Below are 14,964 nucleotides of genomic sequence, written 5' to 3'. Positions count from 1 at the left end.
TTCCCGTCAAACACTCGCGGCGACCATGTCGAAGGCCCGCTCGTCGATCGCCTCGGCCAGCGTCGCGAACGCCGTCGCGATTTCGTCCTCCGGCACGCACGCATAGCCGAGCAGCAAGCCCGACGCCGCGCGTTCGCGCTCCGCGTAATAGCCGGACAGCGGCCGCACGACGATGTTGCGTTCGAGCGCGGCCTGCGCGACCGCGCGATCGTCGACCCCGTCCGGCAGCCGCGTGACGAGATGCAGCCCCGCATCGCTGCCGAGTGCCTGCAGCGTGTCGCCGTAGCGGCGCGCGACCGCATCGAGCAGCACCTCGCGGCGCTGCCCGTACAGCGTGCGCATCTTGCGGATATGCGACACGAAGTGCCCTTCCGCGATGAACTCGGCGAGCACCGCCTGCTGGAGCAGCTGCCCTTCGCGATACAGCTCGGCGCTCGCGGTCGCGAAGCTCTCCGCGAGCGGCTCCGGCGCGACCAGATACCCGACCCGCAGCCCCGGGAACAGCGTCTTGCCGAAGCTGCCGACGTAGATCACCTGCCCGGCCGTATCGAGCCCCTGCAATGACGCGAGCGGCCTGCTGCCGTAGCGGAATTCGCTGTCGTAGTCGTCCTCGATGATCCAGCAGCCGTGCTGGCGCGCGTATTCGAGCAGCATCCGCCGCCGCGCGAGGCTCATCACCATCCCGAGCGGATACTGGTGCGACGGCGTGACGAGCATCAGCTTCGGCGGCTCGGCGAGATCGGCGGCCGACGGCGCGATCCCTTCGTCGTCGACCGGAATCGGCCGCGTGGTCAGCCCCGACACGTTCAGCACGCTGCGCACGCCCCAGTAGCACGGATCCTCGGTCCAGATCGCGTCGCCCGGATCGGTCAGGAGCCGCACCGCGAGGTCGATCGACTGGTGGATCCCGGTCGTGATCACGATCTGCTCGGGCGTGCAGCGCACCGAACGCGACGTGCGCAGGTAGTCGGCCAGCGCCTCGCGCAACAGCGCGAGCCCGCCGCCCGGCGCGTAGGTCAGCAGGTCCGGGCGCAGGCGCCGCCAGTACTTGTTGTGCAGCCGCGTCCACACGCGCGCCGGAAAGCGCGACACATCGGGCACGCCGGGCATGAACGCGCCGCCCTGGCGCTTCGACACGCCCGCGCCCTCGACGAGCCGCGTGCCGCGCGCGGACAGCCGCCGCGCGGACGATGGCGCCACCGCCGGGCCGGCGGCCGGGTCGGGCGATGCGCCGACGATCTCGTCCGGCGCGCTGTCGGCGACGAACGTGCCGCGCCCCGTCGCCGAGTTCACATAGCCTTCGAGCGCAAGCTGTTCGTAAACCTGCGTGACCGTGTTGCGGGCGATCCCGAGCTCGGCCGCCAGCAGCCGCGACGACGGCACGCGCGTGCCGGCCGGCAGTTCGCGCGACAGGATCGCCTGTTGCAGCAGCCGGTGAAGCTGCCGGTAGATCGGCTGTTCGCCGCCGCGCACGAGGCGCTGCGCCAGCCAGTCCGACAACACGCTCGCGCGCATGATTGGCTCCTGAATATTTATTGAAATGGCTCTGATTGCCAGAGCCAAATGTGATTATAGTCGCCTCCATGGGCTGCCAATGCGGCCGATTTTTATCCCACCGGACAGAACATCAAGGAGATGACCGTGAAGAATGCCGACCTGCAGGCCCGCAAGAACGCCGCCACCCCGCGCGGCGTCGGCGTGATGTGCGATTTCTACGCAGCCCGCGCCGAGAACGCGGAGCTGTGGGATGTCGAAGGCCGCCGCTTCATCGATTTCGCTGCCGGCATCGCGGTGCTGAACACGGGCCACCGCCACCCGAAGATCGTCAAGGCGATCGCGGATCAGCTGAACAGCTTCACGCATACCGCTTACCAGATCGTCCCGTACGCGTCGTACGTCGAGCTGGCGGAAAAGATCAACGAACGCGCGCCGGGCGACTTCCCGAAGAAGACCGCGTTCTTCACGACCGGCGCCGAAGCCGTCGAAAACGCGATCAAGATCGCGCGCGCCGCGACCGGCCGTCCGGGCGTCATCGCGTTCTCGGGCGGCTTCCACGGCCGCACGATGATGGGCATGGCGCTGACCGGCAAGGTCGCCCCGTACAAGCTGAACTTCGGCCCGTTCCCGGGCGACGTGTTCCACGCCCCGTACCCGAACGCGCTGCACGGCGTGACGACGGCCGACTCGATCAAGGCGATCGAGATGCTGTTCAAGGCCGACATCGATCCGAAGCGCGTCGCCGCGATCATCTTCGAACCGGTCCAGGGCGAAGGCGGCTTCAACCCGGCACCGGCCGAATTCGTGCGCGCACTGCGCAAGATCTGTAACGAACACGGCATCCTGCTGATCGCCGACGAAGTGCAGACCGGCTTCGCGCGTACCGGCAAGCTGTTCGCGATGCAGCACTACGACGTGCTGGCCGACCTGATCACGATGGCGAAGAGCCTCGCGGGCGGCATGCCGCTGTCGGGCGTCGTCGGCCGTGCGGACGTGATGGACGCAGCGGCTCCCGGCGGCCTCGGCGGCACGTACGCGGGCAACCCGCTGGCCGTCGCGTCGGCGCACGCCGTGCTCGAGATCATCGACGAAGAGAAGCTGTGCGACCGCGCCACGCAACTCGGCGACGTGCTGAAGGCGAAGCTGAATGCGCTGCAGGCCGACGTGCCGCAGATCGCCGACGTGCGCGGCCCCGGCGCGATGATCGCGGTCGAGTTCCTGAAGCCGGGTTCGGGCGAGCCGGATGCGGAATTCACGAAGCGCGTGCAGACGCGCGCGCTCGAGCGCGGGCTGCTGCTGCTCGTGTGCGGCGTGTACTCGAACGTCGTGCGCTTCCTGTTCCCGCTGACGATCACACAGGCCGTGTTCGACGAAGCGCTCGTGATCCTCGAGGAAGTGCTGAAGGAAACGGTCGGCGTGCCTGCCTGAGTTCCTGTCCACGTCAACTGAATGCGCCGCCGCCGTCGTCAGGACGGCGGCGGCCTTTTTATCCGTCATTTTCAAGGCAGGCGATTCATATGAGCACCGTTCAGGAAACCCTGGCACTGAAAGATCCGTCGCTGTTCCGCCAGCAGGCGTATGTCAACGGCGAATGGCAAGGCGCGGCGAACGGCGAGTCGTTCGACGTCCGCAACCCGGCAACCGGCGGCCTGCTCGGCACCGTGCCGGCGATGGGCACGGCCGAGACGCGCCACGCAATCGAGGCCGCGAACGCCGCATGGCCGGCATGGCGCAAGAAGACCGCGAAGGAACGCGCGGCGATCCTGCGCAAGTGGCACGACCTGATGATGGAAAACGCCGACGACCTCGCGCTGATCCTGACGACCGAACAGGGCAAGTCGCTGGCCGAGGCGAAGGGCGAGATCGGCTACGCGGCCTCGTTCCTCGAGTGGTTCGCGGAGGAAGGCAAGCGCGTGTACGGCGACACGATCCCGACGCCGGCGAGCGACAAGCGCATCGTCGTGACGAAGGAAGCGATCGGCGTGTGCGCGGCGATCACGCCGTGGAACTTCCCGGCGGCGATGATCACCCGCAAGGTCGGTCCGGCGCTCGCGGCAGGCTGCCCGATCGTCGTGAAGCCGGCTGAAGCAACGCCGTTCTCGGCTCTCGCGATGGCCGTGCTGGCCGAACGCGCGGGCGTGCCGGCCGGCGTGTTCAGCGTCGTCACGGGCGATCCGAAGGCGATCGGCGGCGAGCTGACGTCGAACCCGATCGTGCGCAAGCTGTCGTTCACCGGCTCGACGCCGGTCGGCCGCCTGCTGATGTCGCAATGCGCGGCGACGGTCAAGAAGGTGTCGCTGGAACTCGGCGGCAACGCACCGTTCATCGTGTTCGACGACGCCGATCTCGATGCCGCCGTGCAGGGCGCGATCGCATCGAAGTACCGCAACAGCGGCCAGACGTGCGTGTGCACGAACCGCTTCTACGTGCACGAAGCCGTGTACGACCAGTTCGCACAGAAGCTCGCGGCGGCGGTCGGCCAGCTGAAGGTCGGCCGCGGCACGGAGCCGGGCGTCACGCAGGGTCCGCTGATCAACGAAGCGGCCGTGCTGAAGGTCGAGGCGCACATCGAGGACGCGCTCGCGAAGGGCGCGACCGTCGTGACGGGCGGCAAGCGCCACGCGCTCGGCCACGGCTTCTTCGAGCCGACCGTGCTGACGGGCGTCACGCCGGCAATGAAGGTCGCGAAGGAAGAGACGTTCGGGCCGCTCGCACCGCTGTTCAAGTTCGGCAGCGACGACGAGGTGATCCGCCTCGCGAACGACACCGAGTTCGGTCTCGCCGCGTACTTCTACAGCCGCGACATCGGCCGCGTGTGGAAGGTCGCCGAAGCGCTCGAGTACGGGATGGTCGGCATCAACACGGGCCTGATCTCGAACGAAGTCGCGCCGTTCGGCGGCGTCAAGCAGTCGGGCCTCGGCCGTGAAGGCTCGCACTACGGCATCGACGACTACGTCGTGATCAAGTACCTCTGCCTCGCCGTCTGACGGTTCGGGGCCTGGCGCTTCGGCGACAGGCCCTGACCGCCCGGCCGGAACCGGGCGGTCACGACGCGGGCCGGTACCTCCTCTCCGCCGTGCCCGCGTCACCTTGCCGCGCGCGATGTCGGCACGCCTCCCGTGCGCGACGTCGATGCCGCATCGGCCGAACGTCATGCCGTTCGGCAATTTCGTTCAAGTCTCATTTCTCGTTCTACTGCCAGCCGCTAGATTGAGCGTTCCACCTCGATCCGGTTTGCCTGCGCATGAACAGTTCCTCCGTCCGCCCGACCTGCGTATCCCCAGCGCGCAGCGCCCTGGTCGCGCTTCCTCGCACCCGCCCCGGCATCGCGCCCCGCACGAAAGGAGCCCGCACATGAGCGTCGGATCAGCCGATCGTCGCACCTGCCCGCCCGAGGAAAGGCCCGGCGGCCCGAGCAATCACCAGCCGTTCAACGTCGTCTACGACGGGCCCGCGCTCGGCGAGCACCGGATGGACGTGCGTGACCTCGCACCGGTGCTGCTCGCGATCGCCGACCTGTTCTCGTCCGCCAACAAGGAACTCAATGGCGACCACTCCGAGGTTCGTCTCGAGGTCAGGGGCAGCTTCAAGGCCGGCTCGTTCCATGCCGAACTGATCTTCGTCCAGTCGCTCGCGAGCCAGATCCGCGATCTGTTCGCCGGGCCGAACGCCAATGCGTTCAGCAACGCACTGGCAATCCTCGCCGCACTGGGGATCATCGGAGGCGGCGGACTGATCGGCCTCATTCGCACGCTGCGCGGGCGCAAACCGCATCGCACCGAGCCGGATGGAGCGCATGTCAGGATCTGGATGTCGGAGCAGGAATGCTTCGTCGTCGATGAACCCATCGTCCGGCTGTATCGGAACCGGGCCGTTCGCGTCAACCTGCAGAAAATGCTCTCGCCGCTCGAACATGACGGCATCGACAGCTTCGGCATCGTCCGCGACGATATCGTCGAACTCTCGATCGAACGCGACGAACTCGGTGCGTTCGCGAGCAGCGACGATCCCGGCGAAGTGGTCACCGACACGATCGCACTCAAGATGCTGAAGCTCGAATCCGTCGTGTTCAAGGACGGCAACAAATGGCGCGTGCACGACGGCACGTCCGCGTTCTATGCGTCGCTGGACGACGAACAGTTCATCGCGAAGGTCGATGCCGGCGAGCGCTTCGGAAAGGGCGACGTGCTGGTCGTCGATCTGCGTCAGACGCAGATCGTCACCGACGACGGGCTTCGCAACGAATACCGGATCGTCAAGGTTCGCGAGCACCGTGCACCGTTGCAACCGGCGCTGATTTGATCTACGTCCCCAGGGAGGTGACGCGCGGGCGCCCCTCTCCGCCGTGCCCGCGTCACCTGCCTTCCCCGCCTTCAACGAAACACGTTCACCGCATCCACGAGCCGCGTCGCCTGCTGCTTCAGGCTTTCCGACGCCGCCGCGCTCTGCTCGACCAGCGCCGCGTTCTGCTGCGTGATGTTGTCCAGATGCACGACCGCCTGGTCGACCTGCGCAACCCCGGTGCTCTGCTCGGCCGTCGACGAGCTGATCTCCGCGATCAGGTCCGACACGCGCTTCACCTGCGTGACGATGTCCTCCATCGTCCTGCCCGCGCCGTCGACGATCCGTGCCCCCGATTCGACCCGGTCGACACTCGCGCCGATCAGTGTCTTGATTTCCTTCGCCGCGTTCGCGCTGCGCTGCGCGAGCGCCCGCACCTCGCCGGCGACCACCGCGAAGCCGCGTCCCTGATCGCCCGCGCGCGCCGCCTCGACCGCCGCGTTCAGCGCGAGGATGTTGGTCTGGAACGCGATGCCGTCGATCACGCCGATGATGTCGGAAATCTTGTGCGAACTCGCCGTGATGTCGTTCATCGTCGTGACGACTTCGCTCACCGCCCGTCCGCCGCGCTCGGCCGCCTCGCTCGCCGAAACCGACAACTGGTTCGCCTGCAGCGCCGTCTCCGCATTGCTCGATACGGTGGCCGTCATCTCGGCCATCGACGCGGCCGTCTGCTGCACGCTGGTCGACGCCTGTTCGGTCCGCGCGCTCAGGTCGTTGTTGCCTTGCGCGATCTCGTTGCTCGCGCGTTGCACGTTGTGCACCTGCTCGCTGACGTCGTCGACGAGCCAGCGGAACATCAGCCCGAGCTGGTTGATCGTGCGCAACGTCATGCCGATCTCGTCGACGCGGTTCATCGCCACGCCCGAGCGGCTCTCGCCGGTCGCGACGCGCAACGCCTGGTCGCGCAACTGAATCAGCGGACGCACGATCTGCGCGTCGAGCCACAGGCCGGCCGCCACCGCCACGCCGACCGCCGCACCGGCAAACGCCGCGAGCCCGCCGCCAGTCAGCCCGCACGCCCACCCCGCGCCGACGACGGCCGGCGCCAGCACGCACAGGGTCGAATGAACGCGCGCGCGCACCGACATGGTCTGGAACAGCGACGCGACACGCATCAGCCCGGTACGGACGATCAGCCCCTTGTGGAAACGGCGATTGCCGGCCTTGCCTTCGCGGAACGCGCGGTACAGCGCGTCGGCCGCCGCGATCTCGTCGCGCGACGCCTTGGTGCGCACCGACATGTAACCCGTCGGCTGCCCGTTGCGCATCACCGGCACCGTATTCGAACGAACCCAGTAATGATCGCCATTCTTGCGACGATTCTTCACGAGCGCGGTCCACGGTTCGCCGTTCTTCAGCGTCGCCCACATGTCGGCGAACGCCTCTTTCGGCATGTCCGGGTGTCGCACGACGTTGTGCGGCTGACCTTCGATCTCCTCGGGGGAAAATCCGCTGACCTGGATGAACGCGGCATTCGCGTACTTGATGTAACTGTCCGCATCGGTGGTCGACATCAGCGTCGCGCCGTCGGGAAAATCGAATTCGCGTTGCGTGACAGGCTGGTTATTGCGCATGGTTGGAGTTCCCGGGTTGCGGATCTTTGCGTCCGCTTGTGGATTGAACCGAGACCGTACGCATCGCGGTCGTCCCGCATGCGTTCGATCAGACTCCTGCGCTTTCGGCAAATCCGGCGAAAACATTATGCCGGCTGCGGGTAAATATGCATTAATTTCGCATCATCTTGATTCAGCCGAAAACTTTGTTTATATGTAAATAAAAATCCAGTCCTATCAAATACTTGTGGCGTCAATCGCGTGACTATTCCGGCACTTGTTCCGACGGGATTCACGAGTCGATCCGGAAGCGCGAATGCGAATCCCTCTCGTTTGATGCTTGATGCCTGCAAATCGAAACGAAAATCGGAGATTTCGCCGCCTTGCCCTGCTTTGCTTCGCCTCGCCTCGCCTCGCGGTGGCGGGAACGCGCAAGCACGCGCCCCCGACGATTACCGAAACACGTTCACCGCATCCACGAGCCGCGTCGCCTGCTGCTTCAGGCTTTCCGACGCCGCCGCGCTCTGCTCGACCAGCGCCGCATTCTGCTGCGTGATGTTGTCCAGATGCACGACCGCCTGGTCGACCTGCGCGACCCCGGTGCTCTGCTCGGCCGTCGACGAGCTGATCTCCGCGATCAGATCCGACACGCGCTTCACCTGCGCGACGATGTCCTCCATCGTCTTGCCCGCGCCGTCGACGATCCGTGCGCCCGATTCGACCCGGTCGACACTCGCGCCGATCAGTGTCTTGATTTCCTTCGCCGCGTTCGCGCTGCGCTGCGCGAGCGCCCGCACCTCGCCGGCGACCACCGCGAAACCGCGCCCCTGTTCGCCCGCGCGCGCCGCCTCGACCGCCGCATTCAGCGCAAGGATGTTGGTCTGGAACGCAATCCCGTCGATCACGCCGATGATGTCGGCGATCCTGCGCGAGCTGTCGGTAATGTCGTTCATCGTCGTGACGACTTCGCTCACCGCCTGCCCGCCGCGCTCGGCCGCCTCGCTCGCGGATACCGCGAGCCGGTTCGCCTGCAGCGCGGTCTCCGCATTGCTGTCGACGGTGGCCGTCATCTCGGCCATCGACGCGGCCGTCTCCTGCACGCTCGACGCGGCCTGTTCGGTGCGCGCGCTCAGGTCGTTGTTGCCTTGCGCGATCTCGTTGCTCGCGCGCTGTACGTTGTGCACCTGCTCGCTGACGTCGTCGACGAGCCAGCGGAACATCAGCCCGAGCTGGTTGATCGTGCGCAGCGTCATGCCGATCTCGTCGACGCGGTTCATCCGCACGCCGCGGCGGCTTGCGCCGGTCGCGACATTCAGCGCCTGGTCGTGCAGCTGCTTCAGCGGACGCACGATCTGCGCATCGAGCCACAGGCCGGCCGCCGCCGCCACACCGGCCGTCACGGCGGCAAACGCCGCGAGCCCGCCGCCGGTCAGCCCGCACGCCCACCCCGCGCCGACGACGGCCGGCGCCAGCGCGCACAGCGCCGAATGAACGCGCGCGCGCACCGACATCGTCTGCGGCAGCGACGCGATGCGCAGCAGCCCGGTTCGGATGACCAATCCCTTGTGGAAACGGCGCTGGCCGGCCTTGCCTTCGCGGAACGCGCGGTACAGCGCGTCGGCCGCCGCGATCTCGTCGCGCGGCGCGCTGGTGCGCACCGACATGTAGCCGGTCGGCTGCCCGTCGCGCATCACCGGCACCGCGTTCGCGCGCACCCAGTAGTGATCGCCGTTCTTGCGGCGGTTCTTCACGAGCGCGGTCCACGGTTCGCCGTTCTTCAGCGTCGCCCACATGTCGGCGAACGCCGCTTTCGGCATGTCCGGGTGCCGCACGACGTTGTGCGGCTCACCGACGAGTTCGTCGGTCGAGTAGCCGCTCACGTGCGCGAACGTCGTATTCGCGTATGTGATGATGCTGTCCGCATCGGTGGTCGACATCAGCGTGACGTCGTCGGGAAATTCGAATTCTTGTTGGGTGACAGGCTGGTTGTTGCGCATGCAGGGCTCCGAAAGGCGGATCCGGCTGCAGGATCCGCGCGGCGCGAAAATCACGCTCAGTAGCCGAAAAACGGTTTATCGCTTTACGACGGTCTCGTCCCTACTGTCGGCAAGCTCCGGAAAAACCTTAATCCGGAAGCACATGAAAGATCGAATTCGGCCATCGGCATGATTTCGATCAAGTTATCCGGCGATAATCACGTCCGACGCTTTGCGGAAGTGAACCGATGCTTGATGGAATAACCTCGCGCAACGAGCCAATCTACGCAGTCGTTGCACGCAGCGAAACGATTTTGCCTGATCGGCTCCATTCGACCGGCATTTGAACTCGGTGAAAAAATCCCGGCTTCAATTGAATCGGCCGCCCGGGAATACGGCACGGGCTGCGCATGACGGCGATAGACACGATCTGGCCGCCCTTTTCCTCGATCGCGACACGATGCGCGTTCCGCAAACACACGACATGCGCGGCGACGCAGCAGGCACGCGGCCGCACACACCCAACCACACGCAACGCGCTGCACACCGGACCACCGCATGACACGCCGCACCGCCACCGAACGCGACGCACTCTCGGCACGCCTGCTCACCCGCGACGAACTGCCGCTCGTCTGGACCATCGACCGGCGCGAGATCATCCATCATCTGTACGCGCTGCGCGACGGCGAACTGCAGCTCGTCCCCGACTTCTACGACGTGCGCGGCTGGCCCGACGGCGAAGCCGAGCACTACACGCCGATCCTGCTCGACTGCCACGATCGCGGCGGCTGGTGTCTCGGCATGTTCGACGGCACACGGCTGGTCGCGGCGGTCATCGTGGACGCCGATCCGCTCGGCCCGCGACGCGACATGCTGCAGCTGAAGTTCCTGCACGTGAGCCGGGACTGGCGCGGTTGCGGGCTCGGCGCGCATCTCTATCGCGCGGCCCGCGCGCAGGCACGGACGATGGGCGCCGAACGGCTCTACGTGTCCGCGACGCCGTCGCAGCGCACGATCGACTTCTACCTGCGCCTCGGCTTCACCGTCAGCGCATCGCCCGACCCGGCGTTGTACGCGCTCGAGCCCGAAGACATCCATCTGGAAGCGCCGACTGCGTGACGCGCGCGAACGCCACCGGCGCGTAGACTTTCCGCTTGCACGACGCCGCCCACCAGGAGAACGACATTGCAGAACGCACCGTCACCGCCCGCCACGCCGAAGATTCTCGTCAGCATGTGTGTGCTCGGTCACCCGGTCCGCTACAACGGCTCGGCGAAAACCGCCGCGCATGAAGCGCTCGCACGGTGGCAGCGCGAAGGGCGTCTGGTGACCGTGTGTCCGGAGCTGGCGGGAGGATTGAGCGTGCCGCGTCCGCCCGCCGAGATCGCGGAAGGCGAATCGGGGCAACGCGTTCTGGCGGGTGCGGCGCGCATCGTCGACGTGCACGGCACCGACGTGACCGCTCAGTTCGTCGACGGCGCGCACACCGCGCTCGCGCTGGCACGCGCACACGATTGCCGCTTCGCGATCCTGGCGGACGGCAGTCCGTCGTGCGGAAGCAGCTTCATTTACGACGGGGGTTTTGCGGGCCGGCGGCATGCCGGCGCCGGGGTGACGGCGGCGTTGCTGCGCCAGCATGGCATCGAGGTGTTCGCGGACACCGAGATCGACGCGCTCGCGGCACGCGTCGCGCGACTATCACAAGGCTGAATGACGATGTGGCCGACACGACGATCTTCTCGTGCCGGCCACATCGTCCGGAAAGGTACGGCTAAGCGGCGCGCATTCCGCGCGCTTCGCCGCATCACGCGATCAGACGCGTTCGATCGCGATCGCGATACCCTGGCCGACGCCGATGCACATCGTGCACAGTGCGAAGCGGCCGTTGGTGCGATGCAGCTGGTACATCGCGGTCGTCACGAGACGCGCGCCCGACGCGCCGAGCGGATGGCCGAGCGCGATCGCGCCGCCGTTCGGGTTCACGCGCGGATCGTCGTCGGCGACGCCGAGCATGCGCAGCACCGCGAGACCCTGCGAGGCGAACGCCTCGTTCAGCTCGATCACGTCGAACTGGTCGATCGTCATCCCGAGCCGCGCGAGCAGCTTCTGCGTAGCCGGCGCCGGGCCGATGCCCATCACGCGCGGCGCGACGCCGGCCGTCGCGATGCCGAGCACGCGCGCACGCGGCGTCAGGCCGAAGCGCTTCGCGGCTTCCGCGTTGGCGAGCAGCAGCGCGGCGGCGCCGTCGTTGACGCCCGACGCGTTGCCGGCCGTCACCGAGCCGTCCGGGCGCACGACGCCCTTCAGCTTCGCGAGTGTCTCGAGCGATGTTTCGCGCGGATGCTCGTCACGCGAAAAGACGACCGGATCGCCCTTCTTCTGCGGAATCGTGACCGACACGATTTCCTCGGCAAACCTGCCGTCCTGCTGCGCACGCGCGGCCTTCTGCTGGCTGCGCAGCGCGAACAGGTCTTGATCGGCGCGGCTGATGTTGTAGTCGACCGCGACGTTTTCGGCCGTCTCCGGCATCGAATCGACGCCATGCAACTGTTTCATCAGCGGATTGACGAAGCGCCAGCCGATCGTCGTGTCGTAGATGTCGGCCTGGCGCGCGAACGCGCTGGCGGCCTTGCCCATCACGAACGGCGCGCGCGTCATGCTTTCGACGCCGCCAGCCACCATCAGTGCGGCCTCGCCCGACTTGATCGCGCGCGCAGCCACGCCGACCGCGTCCATCCCGGAACCGCACAGGCGGTTGATCGTCGAACCCGGTACGCCTTCCGGCAAACCCGCGAGCAGCGCGGACATGCGCGCGACGTTGCGGTTGTCCTCGCCGGCCTGGTTCGCGCAGCCGTAGATCACGTCGTCGATCGCCGTCCAGTCGACGTCGCGGTTGCGCTCGACGAGCGCCTTGAGCGGCACCGCGCCGAGGTCGTCGGCGCGCACGCCGGACAGCGCGCCGCCGTAGCGGCCGATCGGGGTACGAATCGCATCACACAGAAAAGCTTCGGTCATCAGTGTCTCCGGTCTCATGCAAGCTGGGAAGTGAGTGAAACGCGCCCCTTGCTTTGCCCGCCGGGATGCGCTTAAATGTTCTATATACGAACATAAGATCGTGTATCGAACGTTCAACGCATCATAGGGAGTGCGGGGACGACCTGTCAAGCGCCCGGTCCGCAGTGCGGTTGGCGTGTCAGGCCCCATGCGCTATCTTCTCGGCTGCACGACAATCCGACCGTTCATGACAACCGAAGACATCCAGACGAAACCGGGCGACTCCTATGTGCAGTCGTTCGCGCGCGGCCTCGCGGTGATCCGCGCATTCGACGCCCAGCGCCCGGAGCAGACGCTCACCGAGGTCGCCTCGGCCACCGGGCTCACGCGCGCCGGCGCACGCCGGATCCTGCTGACGCTGCAGACGCTCGGCTACGTCGAGGCCGACGGCCGGCTGTTCCGGCTCACGCCGAAGATCCTCGAGCTCGGCTTCGCGTATCTCACGTCGATGCCGTTCTGGAATCTCGCCGATCCGGTGATGGAGCAGTTGTCCGCGCAGATCCACGAAAGCTGCTCGGCCGCCGTGCTCGACCGCACCGAGATCGTCTACGTGCTGCGCGTGCCGACCCACAAGATCATGACGATCAACCTGTCGATCGGCAGCCGCCTGCCCGCGTACTGCACGTCGATGGGCCGCGTGCTGCTGTCCGCGCTCGACGACGCGGCGCTCGACGAAACGCTCGCGCAGAGCGGCATCCGCGCGCATACGCCGCGCACGATCACCGACATCGGCGAACTGAAGGCGACGATCGCACAGGTGCGCCAGCAAGGCTGGGCCGTGGTCGACCAGGAACTCGAAGTGGGCTTGATGTCGATCTCCGCACCGATCCGCAACCGGCGCGGGCAGGTGATCGCCGCGATGAACATCAGCGGCAACGCGCAGCGGCACACCGCGAAGCAGATGGTGAAGGAGTTTCTCGGGCCGCTGCAGCAGGCCGCGCAGACGGTGTCGGAACTGGTCGCGCGGCGCGGGTGAGCGGTGACTTCGCCCGCCGGATCGGCAACACGGTCATTCGTGGATAGCGCGGATATAAAGACGGGCGGCATAAGCCGCCCGCTCAACCCTCAGACTCTGCTTGCAACGTCCTTCTCACGGAACGCGGAGCCCCCTCCGCATCGCCCAATTTAGGGATGCGGCACAGCCCCGTCAATTTGACGAGAACGAAATTGCACCGCGTCGCTTCGGACAGCGCATCCCGCATCAGTCCATCGACTCGCGCGCCGTCTCGCGCAGCATCGCGACCGCGATCAGCGACAGCACCACGCACGCGGCCACGTAGCCGGCCGGCGCGAGCTTGCTGCCCGTCGTCTTCACCAGCCAGGTCGCGACCAGCTGCGCGGTGCCGCCGAAGATCGTCACCGCGAGCGCATACGCGATCGAGATGCCCGTCGCGCGTACATGGCGCGGCAGCGATTCGCACATCAGCGCCATTTCGGATGCCGACCCGAGCGAATAGAACAGCAGCATCAGCGCGGTCAGCGGCAGGATCACCGACAGCGTCGGATGATGGTTCATCAGCCAGAACGCCGGGAACAGCAGCAGCACCAGCACGCCGCGCCCGACGAAGATCGGCAGGCGCCGGCTGGCGAGGCGGTCCGACAGCCAGCCGAACAGCGGACACGTCACCAGCATCACGCAGCCCGACGCGACGCCGACGAACATCGACAGCTTCATCGGCAGCCCGAGCGTATGGATCGCATAGGTCGGCATGTAGAAGGTCAGGATGTAGGTCGACACCGTGCCGCCCATCACCGTCAGCATCAGCAGCAGCACCGTGCGCGTGTGCTGCGAGAACAGTTCGCGCAGCACGCCGCGTTCGATCCCGTGATGGTTGTCGCCGGGCGCATCGTCCGCGAGCCGGCGGCGCAAGTACATGCCCACCGGCGCGATCAGCACGCCCACGAGGAACGGCAGGCGCCAGCCCCAGCCCTCGAGCGCGTCCTTCGTCAGCGTGTTCGACAGCAGCGCCGCGAAGCCCGAACCCATCAGCGCCGCACCGCCCTGCGTCGCGAGCTGCCAGCTCGCGCGGAACGCGCGGTGCGACGTGCCGCCCTGCTCGATCAGCGTGGACGTCGCCGCGCCGAACTCGCCGCCCTGCGAGAAGCCCTGCATCAGCCGCGCGCCGACGACCAGCAGCGGCGCGGCCACGCCGACCTGCGCGTAGGTCGGCGCGATCGCGATCAGGCCGGTGCCGAGCGCCATCAGCATGATCGTCAGGTTCAGCGCGGCCTTGCGGCCCTTGCGGTCCGCATAGACGCCGAGCACGACGCTGCCGAGCGGCCGCGTGAAGAAACCGGCGGCGAACGTCGCGACCGACAGCAGCAGCGACGTGGTCGGATCGCTCGACGGGAAGAACAGCTTGCCGATCAGCACCGCGAAAAAGCCGTACACGGTGAAATCGAAGAACTCCAGCCAGTTGCCGATCACGGCCGCCGCGATCGCGCCGCGCTTCGTGACGGCCCGCGCGCCGCGCGCATCGGTTTCGGCGGCGCCCGTCGACGCGGGGTGCAGCGCGAGATGGTCTTTCTGCATCGTTCGT

Annotated in this window: 11 protein-coding genes; 6 read left to right on the top strand and 5 right to left on the bottom strand. The window is 67.0% G+C overall.

The features are described from left to right. Positions 1-6: 6 nt before the first annotated feature. Positions 7-1,515 (bottom strand): PLP-dependent aminotransferase family protein, encoded by a 1,509-nt coding sequence (locus tag U4Y91_RS17485; RefSeq protein ID WP_321806083.1) that lies wholly within the window; start codon positions 1,513-1,515, stop codon positions 7-9. Positions 1,516-1,641: 126 nt separating this feature from the next. Here U4Y91_RS17485 and U4Y91_RS17480 point away from each other — a divergent pair, with 126 nt between their 5' ends. From U4Y91_RS17480 to U4Y91_RS17470, 3 genes are all read left to right on the top strand, one after another. Continuing rightward, entirely contained in the window at positions 1,642-2,925 is a 1,284-nt protein-coding gene (locus U4Y91_RS17480) for a 4-aminobutyrate--2-oxoglutarate transaminase (protein WP_321806082.1), read from the top strand. A gap of 89 nt (positions 2,926-3,014) precedes the next feature. Continuing rightward, the gene (gene gabD / locus U4Y91_RS17475; RefSeq protein ID WP_321806081.1) at positions 3,015-4,484 is read left to right on the top strand and encodes an NADP-dependent succinate-semialdehyde dehydrogenase; all 1,470 of its coding nucleotides are present in this window, start codon (positions 3,015-3,017) and stop codon (positions 4,482-4,484) included. A gap of 115 nt (positions 4,485-4,599) precedes the next feature. Next, positions 4,600-5,799: a hypothetical protein gene (locus tag U4Y91_RS17470; RefSeq protein WP_321806080.1), complete on the top strand. Its 1,200-nt coding sequence runs from the start codon at positions 4,600-4,602 to the stop codon at positions 5,797-5,799. A 71-nt stretch (positions 5,800-5,870) separates the two neighbouring features. Here U4Y91_RS17470 and U4Y91_RS17465 read toward each other — a convergent pair whose 3' ends face one another. Both U4Y91_RS17465 and U4Y91_RS17460 read right to left on the bottom strand, forming a co-directional pair. Next, positions 5,871-7,415 (bottom strand): methyl-accepting chemotaxis protein, encoded by a 1,545-nt coding sequence (locus U4Y91_RS17465; RefSeq protein ID WP_321806079.1) that lies wholly within the window; start codon positions 7,413-7,415, stop codon positions 5,871-5,873. A gap of 431 nt (positions 7,416-7,846) precedes the next feature. After that, the gene (locus tag U4Y91_RS17460; protein WP_321806078.1) at positions 7,847-9,391 is read right to left on the bottom strand and encodes a methyl-accepting chemotaxis protein; all 1,545 of its coding nucleotides are present in this window, start codon (positions 9,389-9,391) and stop codon (positions 7,847-7,849) included. A gap of 537 nt (positions 9,392-9,928) precedes the next feature. Here U4Y91_RS17460 and U4Y91_RS17455 point away from each other — a divergent pair. Together U4Y91_RS17455 and U4Y91_RS17450 are read left to right on the top strand one after the other, a co-directional pair. Then, on the top strand, positions 9,929-10,489 hold the full coding sequence (locus U4Y91_RS17455) for a GNAT family N-acetyltransferase (RefSeq protein ID WP_321806077.1): 561 nt from the start codon (positions 9,929-9,931) through the stop codon (positions 10,487-10,489). A gap of 114 nt (positions 10,490-10,603) precedes the next feature. Continuing rightward, the gene (locus tag U4Y91_RS17450; protein ID WP_415750471.1) at positions 10,604-11,080 is read left to right on the top strand and encodes a DUF523 domain-containing protein; all 477 of its coding nucleotides are present in this window, start codon (positions 10,604-10,606) and stop codon (positions 11,078-11,080) included. A 102-nt stretch (positions 11,081-11,182) separates the two neighbouring features. On the opposite strand, the gene pcaF is transcribed toward U4Y91_RS17450, so the two are convergent. Next, positions 11,183-12,385 (bottom strand): 3-oxoadipyl-CoA thiolase, encoded by a 1,203-nt coding sequence (gene pcaF / locus U4Y91_RS17445; RefSeq protein WP_321806075.1) that lies wholly within the window; start codon positions 12,383-12,385, stop codon positions 11,183-11,185. Positions 12,386-12,611: 226 nt separating this feature from the next. Between pcaF and U4Y91_RS17440 the strand changes: the two genes are divergently transcribed. Continuing rightward, on the top strand, positions 12,612-13,400 hold the full coding sequence (locus U4Y91_RS17440; protein WP_321806074.1) for an IclR family transcriptional regulator: 789 nt from the start codon (positions 12,612-12,614) through the stop codon (positions 13,398-13,400). A 225-nt stretch (positions 13,401-13,625) separates the two neighbouring features. Here U4Y91_RS17440 and U4Y91_RS17435 read toward each other — a convergent pair whose 3' ends face one another. After that, complete coding sequence (locus U4Y91_RS17435; protein ID WP_321806073.1) at positions 13,626-14,957, bottom strand: MFS transporter; 1,332 nt, start codon at positions 14,955-14,957, stop codon at positions 13,626-13,628. Between the last annotated feature and the right edge of the window lie 7 nt (positions 14,958-14,964).

The organism is Burkholderia sp. BCC1993, from assembly GCF_905339865.1.
In the GTDB taxonomy this organism is placed as follows: Bacteria; Pseudomonadota; Gammaproteobacteria; order Burkholderiales; family Burkholderiaceae; genus Burkholderia.
This window is presented reverse-complemented; position numbering and strand designations above follow the sequence as displayed.